The following is an 18120-nucleotide window of genomic DNA, read 5'->3' as shown; positions in this document are numbered from 1 at the left end:
GGGGATACCGTTCCCCGTAAACCGAGTCAGCCTATGCTCAACCATCTCTCCAGGCAGTTCTTATCAAAAGCCCGGGCAAATACCCTGGCCACCAGAATCGCGGTTGCGCTCCCTTTTCTTTGTGCGCTGCTCGCAACGGCGGCGATGCCGGCGCAGGCCAGGGACTGTGTGATCCTCCTGCACGGGCTGGCCAAGTCCGACAGCTCCATGAAAATGCTCGAGCAGGCGGTTGCTGAAGCCGGGTTTATCGCCGTCAATGTGGGCTATCCATCCACCGACTTCCCGATCGAGAAACTTGCAGGTCCCGCGATCGCCCCGGCGCTGGACAGCTGTGCCCGGCAGGAGCCGGACGCCGATACAGAGACCTCACGGGTGCATTTTGTGACCCACTCCATGGGCGGCATTCTGGTGCGCCAGTACCTGAGCCGGGTGCAGGTGGAAAACCTGGGCAGAGTCGTGATGCTGGGCCCACCCAATCAAGGCAGCGAAGTGGTCGACAAACTGGGGAGCTTTCCCGGGTTCCACTTTATCTACGGCGATGCCGGCGTGCAGCTGGGCAGCGGCAAAATGAGCGTACCGAATACGCTGGGCGCCGCGCGGTTTGACCTGGGTATTATTGCCGGCACCAGGAGTATCAACCCGATTCTCTCGCGTATGCTGCCAGGTACTGATGACGGCAAGGTCACTGTGGAACGCACCCGCCTTGAAGGCATGCGTGATCACCTGGAAATGCCGGTCACCCACGTTTTCATGATGAAAGACCAGAAGGTCATTGCGCAGGTCATCCACTACCTACAGCACGGTCGGTTCAAACGGGAGCCGGAGCAAGCTGCCGACGACTGATCTGGACACGGCCAAACTACACTGGTTGCCCTGCTTCGGCGCTTTTTTGCTGGAAACAATCAGGATAACCCGTGCTGAGATTTCACTGGCTTTTACTCCTCCCACTGCTGTTTCTCCTGTGCGGGCCGATCTCCGCCAGGGAGAACGTTCAGGCGCAACGGGAAAAAATCGAACTCCACAGCGACCCCCTACCAACCGGTGAGCAGACCGCGCCCCACAGCCGAAGTGCACGCGTCACCGCCACCATCCATGGTCAGCAGGCCATCGAGTACCTGATCGACGCGAGAACCGGCCAATCTCTCGAGCTGAACGTACACAGCAACCACACTCAGGTTGGCTATCACATCACCGCACCGGCAGCGCCCCGCGCACTGCACAAGGGCCACGGCCAGCGCTCACATTTTTCCGTCACCCTGCCGCGAGACGGCACCTACCGGGTGCTGGTTTACTTGCTGAAAGGCGCGGCTGCCAATGGTGATACCGCCGACTTCGCCCTGAATATCCGATTGCAGAACCCGGGCTGAACCGGAAGCGACTGTGCCCCCTATGATGCAAGGCAACGCAAATGCGCAGAGTACTGAAACGGAAAAGGAAAACACCGTTTCGGCAGACTATGACGCGGCAATCAATCAGGTGGACAGCTGGGTAGACGGCGCCATCGGGTTGATTCCCAACTTCACCGTTGCGCTGGTGGTACTGCTGGTGGCGTTTATTCTGGGGAGTGTTTTCCGCGTGGTTGTCCGTCGCCATTTACGGCGCAGAAGCCGTTCCAACCTGGGCGATGTGTTGGGGAGCCTGATCAAATGGTCCGTGATTCTGGTGGGGTTTCTACTCGCCGCCACCATCGTGATGCCCAGCCTCAAACCCGGCGACCTGATCGCCGGGCTCGGTGTGGGCTCGGTGGCGATCGGTTTCGCCTTCAAAGATATTCTGCAGAACTGGCTGGCGGGATTGCTGATCCTTGTTCGCCAGCCGTTCGAGATCGGTGACCAGATCAAAGTTGCAGATTTTGAAGGCACGGTGCATCGCATCGAAACCCGCGCAACCCTGATCGATACCTACGATGGCCAGCGCGTGGTAATGCCCAACAGCGACATTTACACCAATGCGGTACTGGTAAAAACAGCCCACGCCAAACGTCGCAGCGATTATGAAATCGGAATCGGCTATAGCGACAACATCGACGAAGCCTGCGAGGTCATCCGTCGCACCCTGACAGGCATCGACGGCATATTGAAGGACCCAGCGCCAGAAGCCCTGCCCTGGGATCTCGCTGCCAGCTGGGTAGCCATCCGCGCGCGCTGGTGGACCAGCAGTACCCAGGCGGATGTGACTCATGTACGCGCCAAAGCAATTCAGGCCGTGAAGGAAGCCCTGGATGAGGCGGGTATCGATATGCCCTTTGAAACCCAGGTGCATCTGTTCCACGACCAGTCCGATGAATCCGATGGCGAGCGCGGCGTACAGAGAGAGGGCTGGCCAGCCGGGCCGGCGGAAAAAGCTGAAAAACTGCCGCGTTCACGCTGGAAAGCGGTGGAGCAGTCCCTTAAAAAACCACACGACAAAAACGACTGAGCCCACCAGAAGGTGGGCTCAGTAAAAGGTCCAGCAACAGGCTCGAGTCAGCCGATCTTGCGGATACCCACGGCCTCGCGCAGTTTCGCCAGGAAAGGACGGGAGTAAGCACGCGCTTTCTCGGCACCTTTTTCCAGCTCCACTTCGATCTGCGCCGGGTTTGCCAGCAATGCTTCATAGCGCTCACGCGCCTCACCAATCTGGCCATTGATCAGCTCAAACAGCTGCTTCTTGGCTTCGCCCCACGCGATCCCTTCTTCAAATGCCTTGCGCATTTCTGCGGTCTGCTCGGGGGTGGAGAATGCCTGCCAGATCTGGAAGACCGTTGACGTATCCGGGTCTTTCGGCTCGCCCGGCTCCAGCAGGTTGGTCTTGATCTTGTTGATGTGTTTTTTCAGTTTCTTTTCCGGCAGGAACAGCGGAATAGTATTGCCGTAACTCTTACTCATCTTGCGGCCATCGAGGCCCTGCAGCACAGAAACATGCTCACTCACCACCGCCTCCGGCAAGGCAAAGTGCTCGCCGTAGTGATGATTGAAACGCGCCGCGATATCCCGGGCCATCTCGATATGCTGAATCTGGTCCTTGCCCACCGGTACCTTGTTGGCGTTGAACATCAGGATATCCGCAGCCATAAGAATCGGGTAACTGTAGAGCCCCATGTTGATGCCGAAATCCGAATCCTGCCCGTCGTCACGGTTGGCATCGACCGATGCCTTGTAGGCGTGGGCACGGTTCATCAGGCCCTTGGCGGTCTGGCAGGTCAGCAGCCAGGCAAGCTCGGGGATTTCCACGATATCCGACTGGCGATAAAACACCACGTTGTCAGTGTTCAGCCCCAACGCCAGCCAGGTAGCGGCAATTTCCAGAGTGGACTGGTGTACCTGCTCCGGATCCTGACACTTGATCAGCGCGTGGTAATCCGCCAGAAAATAGAAAGACTGGTTATTTTCTTCCTGACTGGCGGCAATGGCCGGGCGAATGGCGCCGACGTAATTGCCCAGGTGGGGTGTGCCGGTGGTCGTAATGCCAGTTAGTACGCGCTGCTTAGTCATAAATCCTGGAGGTTCCGTTCTTGCTAATCTTCAATCGGCGAATCAGACCCGAATGATACCCGTTTCCCGAGGGTGGTTGTACGCCCAGGTCAATTTCCGTGGCCACCGGCACATTCACTCAACAACTGCCGGTACTCACCGGCCATTACTTCCCAACTCATACTGGAGATGTCCGGCACGGCCAGCGTATCGCCGGACTGCACCCGCTGGGCACAGCGCACCATGGCATTACACAACTGCGCCGCACAGGATTCCACGTCATCAGAATAGCGCCATCCGCCGCGACCGAACCATTCTGGGTAGGCGAGATTATCCGGTACCAAGGGCTGACAGCCTGCGGCCACAGCTTCCAGCACCGACAGACCCTGAAAATCGTGCCGCGCGGTGGATATAACCCCGTGGCTCTGTGCCAGTAACTGACGATACTCCACCAGACTCTCGCGGTACCCCCAGGCACCCAGCGCCCCGAGCTTGTCCAGCAACTTGCGGATATGCGCGAACTCTGCGGGCTGCCGGCGGAACTGCTGCCCCACCACGTGCACAGTGAACGGGATCTGCTGGCGGCCGAAGCGGCGCAGGGCGGCAAGCAGGATATCCGGGCCCTTGTCGTGTTCCCAGCGGTGGTTCCAGACAAAGGTCAACCGCGGACTTTTCTCGCCCTCACCATTTTTCGAACCGGTGAACGCCGCAGTCTCCAGGGGTACCGGTAGTACCCGGGCTTTATCTGCAATTTCCTGGCAGATACCCTTCGGCACCTGGTCCGGTAATTTGTGCAGCAGCAGTTCAGCGCCTTCCAGCAGGGTATTGCGGTTGTACTCAGAGTTGAACAGCAAAAGGTCCCCACACAGGGCGGTGTAGATATTCAATAACTGGGGTTCAACAGACGACACCGCATCCTCGGTACGCGGGTACTCGAACTGGTTCTCGTGGAAATACACCACCGTGGGCACCCGCCCCAGCGCCGGCACAAAACCGCGCAGGGAGGCGAGGTCTGTCATTGAAGTGGTGACGATCAGATCCCATGGCTGACGCAAGGTGGCCAGGGTATCCCCCCTGCCCCAGCTAAGGCTGTTGCCGCGCACCCGCCAGCTGAAATAGCGCGGAGGCAGACTGAGCACGGTCCACTCCCAATCGGGAATGGCCGCCACGAGGCCGCGCCGCCAGCGCTTGTGGCTGTCGGCATCGTAGGCGGAAAGCAGAAGCACTTTCACGGAAATACCTTAATGAATTTACTGATCGGTTGGAGGAGTCAGAGGTGGCGCCGGCCTCAGAACCGGCGAAATGGTGGCTCAGGATTCAGGCTTGTCAAAATCCCGCAAGTTTGTCAGCCGTGCAAACAGGCTGGAAGTATCCCAGCGGCTGCCGCCCAGCGCCTGCACTTCACTGTAAAACTGATCGACCAGCGCGGTTACCGGCAACAGTGCGCCATTGCGCTGGGCTTCATCGAGGACAATACCCAGATCCTTGCGCATCCAGTCCACCGCGAAGCCGTGCTCATAGTCACCAGCCAGCATCGTCTTGTAGCGATTCTCCATCTGCCAGCTCTGGGCAGCGCCCTTGGAAATCACGTCCACCACCTGCTCCGGGTCCAGCCCCGCCGCACGGGCAAAGTGCAACCCTTCCGATAGCCCCTGCACCAGCCCTGCGATACAAACCTGATTGACCATTTTGCACAACTGACCACTGCCCACCGGACCCAGCAGATTTACCGCGCGGGCATAACAATCCAGTAACGGGCGGGCACGAGCATAGTCTTCATCGTCGCCCCCCACCATGATGGTCAGTGCGCCGTTCTCGGCGCCAGCCTGGCCGCCAGATACAGGCGCATCCAGAAAGCCGATGCCGTTCTCCTTTGCCACTGCCGCCAGTTCGCGGGCCACATTGGCGGAAGCCGTGGTGTGGTCGACAAACAAAGTGCCGGCAGACATCCCGTGAAAGGCGCCGTCCTGACCAGCCGTTATTTCGCGCAGGTCGTCGTCATTGCCCACGCAGGCGAACACAATATCGGCGCCCTGGGCGGCTTTCTCAGGCGTCGCAAAGGCTTTGCCAGTGTATGACGCCAGCCATTCACTGGCGCGGCTGCCAGTGCGGTTGTACACCTGCACCTGATGCCCTGCTTTGGAGAGATACCCGGCCATTGGGTAACCCATAACGCCGAGCCCGATAAATGCCACTGTGGTTGTCATAGAAATACCTGTTCAGGTTTCGCATTCAGGCAATAGGTAGATACTCGCTCTTCTCTGTATGAGCGGTGACGTACCTTCGATTCAATTGGCAAGCAGCAACCAGATCAACGCACCGCCCAACAGAAAGCGGTAGATGGCAAAAGGCCCCATGCCGATACGGCTGATAAATTGCAGAAAAAAATGGATACACAAATAGGCACTGATTCCAGAGAGAACAACACCGAGAAATATACTTCCCCAGGGCACCGAGTGGGTATCCAGAAGCTCAAATGTAAGGAGCAGCGCACTGAGCGCAATCACCGGGATGGACATCAGAAACGAGAAGCGCGCGGCGGCTTCCCGCTTCATCCCCAACATCAACCCTGCAGTCATGGTGATACCTGAGCGCGACGTACCGGGGATCAGGGCGATGGCCTGGGCGGCACCGATCATCAGGGCCTTTTTCCAGTCGAGCTTGCCGATATCATCCCTTCTGGCACCGCGAATATCGGCCCACCAGAGCAAGGCACCAAACACGATGGTGGTCGCAGCAATCACCGCCGATGAACGCAGGTGCGTTTCGATGAAATCTTTGAAAGCGAGGCCCACAAGCCCGGCGGGGATAGTCGCCAGCACAATCAACCAGGCGAGGCGGCCTTCGTCGCTGAATTTCCCAGTTTTAAAGCCGCCCAGGCCGTCGCATATCAACTGCCAGACGTCTTTGCGGAAATACACCAGCACCGCAATCAGGGAACCGAAATGCACTGCCACATCAAAAGCGAGGCCCTGATCCGGCCATCCCAGTACCTGGTTTGGCAAAATAAGGTGTGCCGAACTGGAAATGGGAAGAAATTCGGTAACCCCCTGGATCAGGGAAAGAATGATGATCTGTAACGTTTCCATACTTGCTACTGCATTTCCGGCCAGCGACAACCTTGCGCCGTACTGTGTTTATTTGAGGACTTTCATTCGCATAACAACCGGGGAACTTCGCTCAGCGGTCGCGGATGCGCTGGCGTTTTTTCCAGGTAATTTCATTGCGCAGGTAGGTAGGCTCCAGATCCTGCGCAGCGAGGAATTCACCGTTCTGCCAGCGCTCGACGGCCAGCACCGCAATGTCCTGGGCATGAATCGCCGCATCATCCCAACAACCCTGTGGTGACAGTGCCGCCAACTGCGGGTATTGCCAACCGGGGCCCGCGGCGATAAACGGGCACTGGCCTTCTCCCGCGGGAAGGCAGTCAGGAGACAGATAGCCCGCGGCTTCCAGTGTAGAAATGACCTGCTCCGGGCTCGACACCGCATCCGGTAACAGCGGCTCACCAGGGCGCTCAGATGAATACAGCCCCCAGTACACTTCCTGCATTCTCGCATCCAGAGCGGGCAGCACGGTAACGCCCTGCCAGTCGGGATTTGCACGAACCGCGCCCGCAGCCATGGCCGCAAGGCTGGACACCGGCACCACTGGCTTGTCGGCGGCAAACGCCAGCCCCTGCACACAACTGATGGCAATACGCAGACCGGTAAACGAGCCCGGACCCTGACTCACGGCCAGAGCGTCAACGTCCCCCAAACGGCTTCCCCCCTCTGCCAGAACCGCCTCCACCATGGGCAACAGGCGGCGGGTATGATCCCGATCGGCACGCACAAACTGCTCGGTAACCGCGCCATCCTGATACAGAGCCACAGAACAGGCGCCAGAGGTAGTATCAACAGCCAGTAGTTTCAATACTCGACCCCGTGTAGAAATAGGATTTGGTGTGGATGGTCGGGCCACAGGGCCCATTCGGCAAGGGAGCGCCGAAAATCAGGGGCGAATTGTGGCACGCCCAGCGACAAACGCAACTCATGGGAAGTAACAGCCGAACCCGGCCCCAAAAACAAAAGCCCCGGCCATTGGCCGGGGCTCGCGTACTCTGCCCTGGGCAGAAAGGGTTTGATTGCCCGGAAATCAGGACTTTTTCGGTGGCCGACCGCGACGGGCGCCGGCTTTCTTGGCGGCAGCCTTCGGTGGACGGCCCCGGCGGGCAGACTTCTTCGGCGCCGACTTGACCTTTTTGGTGGCCGCCTTTGTGGCTGCGGCTTTCTTCGGCGACTTTTTGGGCGCTTTTTTGGCCGTCGTCTTTTTCGCAGCAGACTTTCTCACGGCCTTTTTCTTACTGGTCGCCTTGGCTGCCTTTTTGGCTTCAGCCTTGGCTTTGGCCGCCGCCTTCTTCTCTAACGCCTTGGCTTTGGTCGCCGCCTTCTTAGCCGCCGCTTTCACTTTGGCGGTTGCTTTCTTCTCCGCAGCCTTTACTTTTTTGACATCGGCCTTGGCCCGGGCTTTCTTCCAGCGGCTTTCAAAGGCTTTCACGGCCTTTTCCAGCTCTTTATCCGCCTTTGCCGATAACTTGTCAGCCATTTCAGAAACAGTTTTCTTGGCGGATTCTTCAGCCTGACGCACCGCGTCCATGGCACTCGCTTTCGCCAGCCCTACTTTGGCTTCCGCGACCTTCAAACGCTGCTCGCGCAACTTGGCATTTGCAGAGGTCAGTGACTTCTTGGCAGCGGCGGACCCGGTTTTCTGAACCCGTGCGCGCGCTTTACCAACCCGATCCAACTGGGCATCCAGTGCTTTCGCGGCAGAATCTACTGCCTTTTGTGCCTTGGCAACCACCGGCGATGTGCTGGTGTTGGCCTTGGCGGCCGGTTTGGCTTTAGCAACACGTTTTGCTTTGGCCTTTTTCTTTGCGACTCGTGCCATCCCTTGTCTCCTCTTTCTCTGTAAAAGAAGTCACTTTGAACACAGAAGTGTGTGCCGATCAGCAACCCTGTTTTCGCTGCTGCCGGGAAATACATCAACTCTCGATTTCCCATCTGGCGATAGCGATTCCGCACTTCGCAGAAAAGACTATCTGCTAGCCGAAACTCGTAAAAGCAGAGAATCGAGAGCAGCCCAGCCATTCAAAATGACACGGCTGTATCAAAGTTAATAAAAAAAGTAGGGTTTGCAAGAAAATTGGAGCAAAAAAAACCGAATTTCCTAAAAAAATTCGGTTTTTTTGTAAATACGGAGGTTATTTTGAGAAAAACCTCCGTTCGAACTGAAAAACGACCGTAAAAATTATCTCGAACGGCTTCCGGGAGTTCGCTCCCGAACTATGGCTTCGATCATTGAAATATGATCTTCACGCACATTCAGCGCGGGGATGTATCGATATTCGCGGCCACCCGCATCGATAAAATTAGCGCGATTCTCTACCGCTATTTCCTCCAGGGTTTCGAGGCAATCCGCAGAAAATGCCGGGCAGATCACATCCACGCTGGAAACACCGCTCTGCCCCCACTCCACCAACGTTTTATCGGTGTAAGGTTGCAGCCACTCCGCTTTACCAAAACGGGATTGAAAGGTGATTTCCCATTTGTCCCGAGGCAGTGCCAGGGCCGCGGCTAATCGCTCGGCGGTACCACAGCAGTGCTGATAATAGGGATCGCCCTTTCGGGTATTGGCTTTGGGAATTCCGTGGAAAGACATCAACAGTTTTTCCGCCGCGCCATGCTTTTGCCAGTGTTCGCGCACAGAATTCGCCAGAGCGTCAATGTACGCCGGGTGCTCCCAGTAATCATGTACCACGGAAATATCCGGCACATTGCGCGATTTCCGGATAATTGCGGCTACCTGATCGTAAATGGCGCCAGTGGTGGTGGCGGAATACTGTGGGTAAAGAGGCAACACAGTAAATGCCGTTGCCCCCTCCTGCTTCAATCGTTCCACGGTTTCTGCCAGGCCGGGCGCGCCGTAGGTCATGGCGTGGGCGACCAGAATATTGCCTTTCCCAGCCTCCTCTTCCCCCTCGCACTGGACCTGTACACGTTGTTTCAGAAGATCTACCTGACGCTGCGTGTAATACGCGATGGGTGATCCGGTGACCGCTTCCCCATCCAGCCCCTGATTCCAGATTTCCTCGTAAGCCGGTGCTATCCGTTTGGGGCGCAGAGGCAACACCAACAGGTTGAGGATCAATAGCCAGACAGGCCTGGGGATTTCAACCACTCTGGGATCTGACAGAAACTCGCGAAGAAACGCCCGCACCGCGCCCGGTGTCGGCTCTGCTGGGGTTCCCAAGTTCATCAGAATGATCGCGTGGGCCATATTCGTTCGCACTCCTCTGGATACCGGCTCGGACCGCTATTTCATCAAATCAATTTGAAGGATTTCGTGATGCGGGAGTATTCCAGAAACCGGCACAAATGTATTCAGATGGGTTTCTATCGTATTGATAGAGGATGGTAGGAGCCAGGAACAGCCGTGAAATGGATTCGGGGATGGCCTGCAGATTGGGCCGCAGACAGAAATGAAAAAGGCTCCCTAAGGAGCCTTATTTGCTAAATACACCAGAACGGCATACCGGTCGGGAGCTTCAGCTCAACGACTCCAGCACCTGCTGGCGGATATCGTCCATGGAACCAACGCCTTCCACCTTGCTGTATTGCGGTGCAGATTCCGGCTCGCGCTGTTGCAGCTCGCGGTAGAAACCGACCAGTGGCTCGGTCTGCTCATGGTAGATGGACAGGCGATTGCGCACCGTTTCTTCGCTATCGTCGGTGCGCTGTACCAGGGGTTCGCCGGTTACGTCGTCCACGCCTTCCGTTTTTGGCGGGTTGTAAACCGTGTGGTAGACGCGACCAGAACCTTCGTGCACCCGGCGACCAGAAAGACGCTTGACGATTTCTTCGTCGTCCACAGCAATTTCCAGCACATGGTCGATGGACACATCGGCGTCCAGCATGGCCTGGGCTTGGGGAATGGTGCGGGGGAAACCGTCAAACAGGAAGCCGTTGGCGCAGTCTGGCTCGGCGATACGCTCTTTTACCAGAGCGATGATCAGATCATCAGAAACCAGTTTGCCAGCGGCCATGATGTCTTTGGCCTGCAGGCCGAGAGGAGTACCCGCTTTCACCGCCGCGCGGAGCATATCTCCGGTGGAAATCTGAGGAATTCCAAACTTCTCGGTGATGAACTGGGCCTGGGTGCCCTTGCCTGCGCCCGGAGCGCCCAGAAGTATGATTCGCATAAACAGATAGTCTCCAGATCATGCCGAGGCGCAGCGCAGCCATTGCGGCAGGCCCCCGTAAAAAGAGCGCTACCTTACACTCTGCCCCAAAGCAGGACAAGTGCGCATGTGGCCTGACCGAATTAGGTAATTTATTTACAAAAACCCACGCGTTATCGGCTATTTAATGATTTTCGCTTCAATTCTGACTTTGCCAGTGGTGCTGGAACAGCGCCAACCCGCGGTTCACTTATTGCTTTGGCGGCCGCTTGGACTCCTCCCACAACCGGTCCAACTCCTCCAGTGAGACGTCTGCGGGCTGTTGATCCTGCGCTTTCAGTACAGATTCAACCGCACCAAAACGCTGCTCGAATTTCCGGTTGCACTGGCGCAATGCCGCTTCCGGATCTTCTTTCAGGTGCCGCGCCACGTTGACACAGGAAAACAGCAGATCGCCCATTTCTTCTCGCGCATGCGCCCGGCTTCCTGAGGCGATCGCCTCACGCAGCTCCTGGATTTCCTCTTCAACCTTGGCCAGCACACCATCAATTTCGGGCCAGTCAAAGCCCACCTGGGAAGCGCGCTTTTGCAGCTTGGCGGCTCGCGTCAGTGCCGGCAGGCCGACAGCGACCCCATCCAGAGCGCCTTTCTCGCCTTTTGCCTGACGCTCCTCGGCTTTTATCGCCTCCCAGTTCGCTTTGACTTGCTGCTCATCAACGGCGCCACTGTGTCCCTCGCCGCCCTGATCGCCATAGAGGTCACCAGTCGGAAAAACATGCGGGTGCCGACGCACCAGTTTGCGCACCAGGGTATCGACGATGCGGGAAAAGTCGAAATGCCCTTCTTCCCGTCCCAGCTGGGCATAGAAGATCACCTGGAACAACAGGTCGCCAAGCTCTTCGTGTAGATGCTCGAAGTCTTCCTGCTCGATAGCCTCGGCAACCTCGTACGCCTCTTCAATAGTAGACGGAACAATAGAGGCAAACGTCTGTTTCAGATCCCAGGGGCAACCACCATCGGGGTTGCGCAGCTGCGACATCAGGAACTGCAAATCTTCAACGGTGTACGCGTTATTCATGTTGAGCAATGTTCTTTCAGGGTGACCATTTGATGACAGGCTACAGCGCCCCGATCAATGCAAGATACGGCGCTTGGCCGAGGCCACATTGGGCAGCTGATTGATACGGTGCAACACATGGCTGAGCTCCTCAAAGTTATGAATCTCAGCGGTAATCACCATATCCACGGTGTGCTTGTGCTTGTTGGAGTGGGTCTTCATGGCGGTGATATTGATACGCTGGCTGTCCAGCATGGTGGTGACGTCCCGCAACAGGCCGTGGCGGTCGTACGCTTCCACCATAATCTCCACTGAATAGACCTCGGTGGGTTTTTCGGCCCACTCCACCTGCAAGATGCGCTCGTGTTCTTCCGACTGCATGCGCAGCATATTGGGGCAGTCTCTCCGGTGAATGGAAACACCCCGGCCCAGCGTGATATACCCCATGATCTGGTCCCCCGGCACCGGGTTACAGCAGCGGGCAATCTGGGTCATCAGGTTGCCGACGCCATCAATGTAGACATCCGTCTGGCCATCCCGGGCTACCGGTGCGGTGAGTGAGGGGACTGGCTCCCCGCGCTCCACTTTCACCATGCGCTGGGCCGCATTCAGCACCTGTCCAACACCAATATCCCCTGCCCCAACCGCAGCATACAAATCGTCGAGGGTGTGCATATTGAGCTTCTTCGCCAGCTTTTCGAAATCGAAATCCGCCAGCGCCAACTGCTTGAATTCACCGTCGAGAATCGTGCGCCCTTCCGCCACATTCTGATCTCGCGCCTGCTGCTTGAACCAGTGAATCACCTTGGCGCGAGCCCGCGAGGTGGTGATGTAGCCCATGCTGCGGGAGATCCAGTCGCGGCTGGGGGATTCGCGCTTACCGGTAAGGATTTCGATCTGATTGGCGGTCTGTAATTCGTGGTTCAGGGGAACAATACGTCCATCCACTTTGGCGCCACGGCAGCGGTGCCCGATTTCCGTATGGATCCTGTAAGCGAAATCCAGAGGCGTGGCCCCGCGGGGCAAGTCGACCACGTGTCCGTCCGGGGTAAACACATAAATACGCGTGTCGACATCGCTGGCCTGCAGATCTTCCTGCAGCGGGTTGCCACCCACCTCCTCGTGCCAGTCGAGTACCTGCCGTAGCCAGGAAATTTTCTGTTCGTATCCGTCCTGGCCGTCCAGCTGTCCGGATTTTTTATCGGTGCCCTTGTAACGCCAGTGTGCACAGACGCCGTACTCCGCCTCCTCGTGCATGGCGAAGGTGCGAATCTGCACCTCCAGCACTTTCCGCTCAGGGCCGATCACAGCGGTGTGCAGGGAGCGGTAGCCGTTGTCTTTCGGGGAGGCGATGTAATCGTCAAACTCGTTGGGGATGTTGCGCCAGAGGTTGTGCACAATGCCTAGCACCGCATAGCAATCCCGCACGGTGGGAACCAGAATACGCACCGCGCGAATATCGTAGACCTGCGAAAACCCAATATTCTTGCGACGCATCTTTCTCCAGATGCTGTAGATATGCTTCGCGCGCCCGAATACTTCCCCTTCAATTTCCGCTTTCGACAATTCGCTGCGCAGCATCCCCAACACATCGTCGATATAGTCCTGGCGGGCCAGGCGTTTCTCGTCCAGCAAGCGCGCAATCTGCATGTAGTCGTCGGGTTCGAGATAACGGAAAGCCAGATCCTCCAGCTCCCACTTGATATGCCCGATGCCCAGCCGGTGAGCCAGTGGTGCATACACATCCGCCACTTCCCTGGCTACCCGGCGGCGCTTGGCCTCGTCGGCTTTTTTCGACGCGCGGATGGCGCAGGTGCGCTCGGCCAACTTGATCAGCGCAACGCGCACGTCATCCACCAGCGCCACCAGCATCCGGCGGATATTTTCCGAGTGCTCCTCTACCGCACCGCTCTGATTTTCTTCGCCAGTGTCGGCGCTGCGATTGCGGATCACCGCCATCTGCAGCACACCGCGAATCAGTTTGGCGATGGTCTCGCCCATCTCGTCGGCGACGGTTTTGAGAGACAGGCGCTTTTCCCGCACCGCGCGGTACAGCATCGCTGCGCACAGTGCTTCGCCGTCGATCTGTAGGTCTGCGAGGATTTCCACCATCTCCAGGCCGGTGAGAAAACTGCTGGCGCCTTCGGCCCAGATGTTTTCCGCCTCGATGGCTTTCTGCTCCGCCTCCTCGCTCATTTCGACTGCCTGGCGCAGGGTCACCAGTGCGCCCCCGTCCAGCTTCGCCATCGCCTGAATATGGCGCAGCCATGCCTCCCTATCGAGGGTGCCGTCGGCCAGTCGCGGATAGTTTTTTCTGACTTGTACCAATGTATTAACTCGCGGTCAGAACAAAAAAAGAATACGTCAGTATCATGTGTATGGTGTAAACCCGGCGCCTTACTCCGGTGAATCCTCAGCCGAATCTGCGTTAAACAGACCCGATGAAAGATAGCGGTCACCGCGATCACAGATGATGGCGACGATGGTGGCATTTTTCACTTGCCCGGACACACGCAGCGCACCCGCCACCGCGCCGCCGGAGGAAACGCCACAGAAGATCCCCTCTTCCCGCGCCAGGCGGCGGGTCATTTCCTCAGCCTCTTTCTGACTGATATCCATCACCCGGTCTACTTCTTCCGGCACAAAGATTTTCGGCAGATACGCCTGGGGCCAGCGCCGGATTCCGGGAATAGCCGAGCCCTCTGTAGGCTGCAGACCGACAACCTGGATATCCGGGTTCTGCTGTTTGAGATAGCGGCCACAACCCATGATGGTGCCGGTGGTGCCCATAGAGGACACGAAATGCGTGATCTGCCCACCGGTCTGCCGCCAGATTTCCGGCCCGGTGGTCTCGATATGCGCGCTGGGGTTGTCCAGATTTGAGAACTGATCAAGCACCAGCCCCTGTCCTTCCTCCTGCATTTGCAGTGCCAGATCCCGCGCGCCTTCCATCCCCTGCTCGGCGGTCACCAGGATCAATTCGGCACCGTAGGCCGTCATAGCCGCCTTGCGCTCATCGGTGGCACTTGCCGGCATGATCAGGATCAGTCGGTAACCTTTGATCGCCGCGGCCATAGCCAGCGCAATGCCAGTATTGCCGCTGGTCGCTTCGATCAAAGTGTCTCCCGGGCGAATCTGACCGCGGGCTTCTGCGCGGCCGATCATGGACAGGGCTGGCCGATCCTTGACCGAACCTGCAGGATTGTTGCCCTCCAATTTGAGCAGGATGGTATTGGAGGTATCGCCCTGCAGGCGCTGCAATCGCACCAGCGGCGTATTGCCGACACAATCGGCAATTGTTGGGTATTCCATAGTCAACTTCGGATCCACCGGACTCTTCATGGGGCTGCTCACGAGACTGAGCGGGCGCACATTCTACCTCCGAGCCGCCGCAGCTGCGAATTCGCCAACCCGGCCAGCGGTACAATCGCCGCAAAAACCCCGCATTGCAGGGTGGTATCTGTGGCCAGCAGGCGTAGAATCGGACAAAAATAACACAACATCGATGATTGCCATGGCCCACGCCCCCCAAACAGACGCAAGCACCCAAGTGGAAGAGACGGTATCTACTTCTGCCGGCCGCCGCAGAAAGCGCCGCCGCTTATCCCTGCGCGCCATCTTGTTCCGCTACACCATGGCGCCAGCGCTGATCCTGTCTATATTGCTTTGCCTGCTGTTTACCCTGCAACAGATGAGCGACCGCCGCGACCTGCTGCTCGGCCATGGTCGCGCCAGCGCCGAACAATTGGTGGAACTGATCCACCTCAGCGATGGCCACTCGTTTGAAGCCCGTATCGAATGGCTCGACAAGAGCCTGATGGCGCTGATGCTGGAACGGGACATGATCCGCTCGGTGCAGCTTTATCGCGCCGATCTCAATGCGGAGGGCAGAGAGGAATTCAAACTGATTTCCAGTGTCGGCCCGCGTCCGCGCACCGCTTTTACCGCAGACGAGCTTCGCGGTAAGCAGGCCCACGTATTCGAAGACCTGCAAAGCCTGCAAGTGCTGCAACCCCTGCGTGGCGAAGACGCCAATTGCTGGCTCGCCATTGAGCTCCACCGCCCTTATTTCCTGGTTGGCACCTATCAGGTAGCCCTGATCGGCCTGGTAGGGCTGATCATCTGTTCGCTGATCGCTCTGGTGTGGGCGGTGGCACTTTCGGAGCGCGCCTCCCGAAGTCTGGAGCGCTTCAAAGATTCCCTGCGTGCAATCGGCCAGGGAAAGTTCAATGCGCGCACCGCTCATTCCAAAAACGTTGAGCTTTCCCAACTTTCCGAAGAAATCAACTTGATGGCCGATAACCTGGCCGAGTACCACCGGGACTATCAGGAGAGCCTGCACCAATCCATGGAAGACCTGCGCCAGTCACTGGATGCCATGGAAGAGCAGAATATCGAGCTGGAGCTCGCACGCAAAAAAGCCGTGGAAAACAGCCGGGTGAAATCCACCTTCCTGGCCAATACCAGTCACGAAATCCGCACTCCGCTCAATGGCATCATCGGCTTTACCAACCTGCTGCTGAAAACTGAGGTTGACCAGCTACAACAGGATTACCTGCAGACCATCCTGCGCTCGTCTGAAAGCCTGCTCACTACCATCAACGATATTCTCGACTTCTCCCGTATCGAGTCCGGCAACCTGGTACTGGACCACAGCCCGATGAACCTGGGGCAGGTGCTGGAAGAAACCCTCCAGATCCTGGCGCCCTATGGTTACGAACACAATCTGGAACTGGTGCCCTTTGTGGACCCGCAGTTACCACCCTCTCAGATTGGCGACCCACTGCGCATCAAACAGATCTTCACAAACCTGGTCAGCACCGCCATCCGCTGTTCGGAAAACGGCAGTATTCCGGTGCGCATCACCGTCCAAAGCGGCAAGGAATCCGAGCTCACCGTGCGCATCGGTATCGTCGACAACGGCGCGCGCTGCGACGAACAGGGGCGCCGGGAACTCAAGCAATTACTCAGTAACAAGCCGCCACAGCAGATGACCAACAACGGCATGGGGCTGGGTATTGCCCGCAGCCTGGTGCAGACCATGAAAGGTGAACTGAGCATCGAGGAGAATGAACAGGGAGGCTGTTCCTACTGGGTTCAGTTGCCGCTGACCATCGACCGCAACCGCACTGCCGTGACCCGCGAGCAATTCCCCGGGTGCCGCTTGCTGCTGGTAGATCCGAACCCCATGACCCGCCAGCAGATCGGTCAGCAGCTGAGCCACTGGCAGGCAGAGCCGCTGGAGCACAGCGAAGGGGAAAACCTGGTACCCGCGATCGAGCAGATGTGGCGACACGATGCCATGCCCGATGCACTGATCATCGATACGGCGGTTGCCGAGGGAGACTTTGAATCGTTTATCCCGACCGTTCAGCAGTTGGTCGATACCTATCAGTGCCGCGTGATCATCCAGGGCTCTCCGGTGGACCTGCGCCGCTGTTATGACGCACTGCGCACCCGCGTACTGGCATTCCTGGGTAAACCGGTGAGCCGCGATGGTCTGCTGCGCGCACTGAAGCGGGCCGTGCCCCACCAGGCCCAGTCCCGCCCGCAGACCGGCAGCTTCCCCAGCCTACCCTGGCCCGCAAAACCCCGTGTACTTGCGGTAGACGATTACGAAGCTAACCGGCTGTTAATGGGCGAGTTTTTGCGCGCACAACATGTCGAAGTTGTAGTGGCATCCAGCGGAGAGGAAGCGCTCGATCTCTGGCGAGACCAGCATTTCGACATGATTTTCATGGATATTCAGATGCCGGGGATGGATGGCATAGCCACCACTGCGAAAATCCGCGAGGAAGAGTCCGGCCGACGCACTCCGATCATCGCCCTCACCGCCCATGTCGGTACGGAGGAAAAATCTCGCTTGCTCAGTGCCGGCCTGGACGACTACCTCAGCAAACCGGTCAGCGAATCCCAACTGTCCCACACGGTAAAACGCTGGATGGAAATCTATGCGCCCAGTGAGTACGAACAGATGACCACTCTGACCGGGCCGCGACTGGTGGATATTGGCGAGGGCCTCAATCTTGCCAACCAGGATCCGAGCCTGGCCCGGGATCTTCTGCGCATGCTACTGAAAGGCCTGCATGACGATGAGCAGGAGCTCTCGCGCCTATACCAGGAAAGCGAGTACCAGGGCCTGTTTGAACTTGTGCACCGCCTGCACGGTGGGTGCTGCTACTGCGGTGTGCCGCGCCTGCGCACGGCTACGGAGCAACTGCAGGAGCTGTTGCGTCCTATTCAGGAGGAAAGTGAAGCCAGTATCGATGGTGAGGCGCTCGAGAGCGCCTATGAATTGGTACGCAAGGAAATCCGCAGCCTGCGCGACTGGGCCGCGGACCAGGACCTGGAAGCCCTGTTTGGTCTCGAGGTTGAGACAGCGTAGAAAATCT

15 protein-coding genes are annotated in these 18120 nt (G+C 57.8%); 4 read left to right on the top strand and 11 right to left on the bottom strand.

The window, feature by feature from the left end; genetic code table 11:
* Nucleotides 1-33: 33 nt before the first annotated feature.
* From Q1A74_RS02460 to Q1A74_RS02450, 3 genes are all read left to right on the top strand, one after another.
* Entirely contained in the window at nucleotides 34-843 is an 810-nt protein-coding gene (locus tag Q1A74_RS02460) for an alpha/beta hydrolase (RefSeq protein WP_299592064.1), read from the top strand.
* A 71-nt stretch (nucleotides 844-914) separates the two neighbouring features.
* Nucleotides 915-1367 carry a hypothetical protein gene (locus tag Q1A74_RS02455; RefSeq protein ID WP_299592062.1) on the top strand — a complete coding sequence of 151 codons (453 nt, stop codon included), beginning with the start codon at nucleotides 915-917 and terminating at the stop codon, nucleotides 1365-1367.
* 22 nt (nucleotides 1368-1389) lie between these two features.
* On the top strand, nucleotides 1390-2418 hold the full coding sequence (locus tag Q1A74_RS02450; protein WP_299593822.1) for a mechanosensitive ion channel family protein: 1029 nt from the start codon (nucleotides 1390-1392) through the stop codon (nucleotides 2416-2418).
* A 47-nt stretch (nucleotides 2419-2465) separates the two neighbouring features.
* On the opposite strand, the gene Q1A74_RS02445 is transcribed toward Q1A74_RS02450, so the two are convergent.
* The 11 genes from Q1A74_RS02445 to cysM all read right to left on the bottom strand — a co-directional run bounded on the left by Q1A74_RS02445 (nucleotide 2466) and on the right by cysM (nucleotide 15046).
* The gene (locus Q1A74_RS02445; protein ID WP_299592061.1) at nucleotides 2466-3473 is read right to left on the bottom strand and encodes a tryptophan--tRNA ligase; all 1008 of its coding nucleotides are present in this window, start codon (nucleotides 3471-3473) and stop codon (nucleotides 2466-2468) included.
* An 89-nt stretch (nucleotides 3474-3562) separates the two neighbouring features.
* Nucleotides 3563-4684: a DUF3524 domain-containing protein gene (locus Q1A74_RS02440; RefSeq protein WP_299592059.1), complete on the bottom strand. Its 1122-nt coding sequence runs from the start codon at nucleotides 4682-4684 to the stop codon at nucleotides 3563-3565.
* Between the two features lie 78 nt (nucleotides 4685-4762).
* Entirely contained in the window at nucleotides 4763-5659 is an 897-nt protein-coding gene (locus Q1A74_RS02435) for an NAD(P)-dependent oxidoreductase (RefSeq protein ID WP_299592057.1), read from the bottom strand.
* A gap of 81 nt (nucleotides 5660-5740) precedes the next feature.
* Nucleotides 5741-6541: an undecaprenyl-diphosphate phosphatase gene (locus tag Q1A74_RS02430; protein ID WP_299592055.1), complete on the bottom strand. Its 801-nt coding sequence runs from the start codon at nucleotides 6539-6541 to the stop codon at nucleotides 5741-5743.
* 91 nt (nucleotides 6542-6632) lie between these two features.
* On the bottom strand, nucleotides 6633-7367 hold the full coding sequence (tsaB, locus tag Q1A74_RS02425) for a tRNA (adenosine(37)-N6)-threonylcarbamoyltransferase complex dimerization subunit type 1 TsaB (protein ID WP_299592053.1): 735 nt from the start codon (nucleotides 7365-7367) through the stop codon (nucleotides 6633-6635).
* A gap of 222 nt (nucleotides 7368-7589) precedes the next feature.
* Entirely contained in the window at nucleotides 7590-8381 is a 792-nt protein-coding gene (locus Q1A74_RS02420; protein WP_299592051.1) for a hypothetical protein, read from the bottom strand.
* Nucleotides 8382-8741: 360 nt separating this feature from the next.
* On the bottom strand, nucleotides 8742-9770 hold the full coding sequence (gene hemH / locus Q1A74_RS02415) for a ferrochelatase (protein ID WP_299592049.1): 1029 nt from the start codon (nucleotides 9768-9770) through the stop codon (nucleotides 8742-8744).
* 268 nt (nucleotides 9771-10038) lie between these two features.
* Nucleotides 10039-10692: an adenylate kinase gene (gene adk / locus Q1A74_RS02410; protein ID WP_299592047.1), complete on the bottom strand. Its 654-nt coding sequence runs from the start codon at nucleotides 10690-10692 to the stop codon at nucleotides 10039-10041.
* 229 nt (nucleotides 10693-10921) lie between these two features.
* Nucleotides 10922-11749, bottom strand: coding sequence for a nucleoside triphosphate pyrophosphohydrolase (gene mazG, locus Q1A74_RS02405; RefSeq protein WP_299592045.1), 828 nt, complete (start codon nucleotides 11747-11749; stop codon nucleotides 10922-10924).
* 54 nt (nucleotides 11750-11803) lie between these two features.
* Nucleotides 11804-14056, bottom strand: a complete 2253-nt coding sequence (relA, locus tag Q1A74_RS02400) for a GTP diphosphokinase (RefSeq protein ID WP_299592043.1) — start codon at nucleotides 14054-14056, stop codon at nucleotides 11804-11806.
* 69 nt (nucleotides 14057-14125) lie between these two features.
* Entirely contained in the window at nucleotides 14126-15046 is a 921-nt protein-coding gene (gene cysM, locus Q1A74_RS02395; RefSeq protein WP_299593820.1) for a cysteine synthase CysM, read from the bottom strand.
* Between the two features lie 196 nt (nucleotides 15047-15242).
* Between cysM and Q1A74_RS02390 the strand changes: the two genes are divergently transcribed.
* A complete protein-coding gene (locus tag Q1A74_RS02390; protein WP_299592041.1) occupies nucleotides 15243-18113 on the top strand; it encodes a response regulator in 2871 nt (956 codons plus the stop codon).
* Nucleotides 18114-18120: the final 7 nt, after the last annotated feature.

This window comes from uncultured Microbulbifer sp. (assembly GCF_947504145.1).
Taxonomy (GTDB): Bacteria; Pseudomonadota; Gammaproteobacteria; order Pseudomonadales; family Cellvibrionaceae; genus Microbulbifer.
Note: the sequence above shows the minus strand (reverse complement) of the source record. Positions and strands in the feature narration are given on the sequence as shown.

Coding starts and splice junctions, on each gene's coding strand:
- Q1A74_RS02420 (WP_299592051.1), bottom strand. CDS start 8,381: ATGGCACGAGTCGCAAAGAAAAAGGCCAAAGCAAAACGTGTTGCTAAA.
- mazG (WP_299592045.1), bottom strand. CDS start 11,749: ATGAATAACGCGTACACCGTTGAAGATTTGCAGTTCCTGATGTCGCAG.
- Q1A74_RS02435 (WP_299592057.1), bottom strand. CDS start 5,659: ATGACAACCACAGTGGCATTTATCGGGCTCGGCGTTATGGGTTACCCA.
- Q1A74_RS02430 (WP_299592055.1), bottom strand. CDS start 6,541: ATGGAAACGTTACAGATCATCATTCTTTCCCTGATCCAGGGGGTTACC.
- adk (WP_299592047.1), bottom strand. CDS start 10,692: ATGCGAATCATACTTCTGGGCGCTCCGGGCGCAGGCAAGGGCACCCAG.
- hemH (WP_299592049.1), bottom strand. CDS start 9,770: ATGGCCCACGCGATCATTCTGATGAACTTGGGAACCCCAGCAGAGCCG.
- Q1A74_RS02445 (WP_299592061.1), bottom strand. CDS start 3,473: ATGACTAAGCAGCGCGTACTAACTGGCATTACGACCACCGGCACACCC.
- Q1A74_RS02450 (WP_299593822.1), top strand. CDS start 1,390: ATGATGCAAGGCAACGCAAATGCGCAGAGTACTGAAACGGAAAAGGAA.
- Q1A74_RS02390 (WP_299592041.1), top strand. CDS start 15,243: ATGGCCCACGCCCCCCAAACAGACGCAAGCACCCAAGTGGAAGAGACG.
- Q1A74_RS02460 (WP_299592064.1), top strand. CDS start 34: ATGCTCAACCATCTCTCCAGGCAGTTCTTATCAAAAGCCCGGGCAAAT.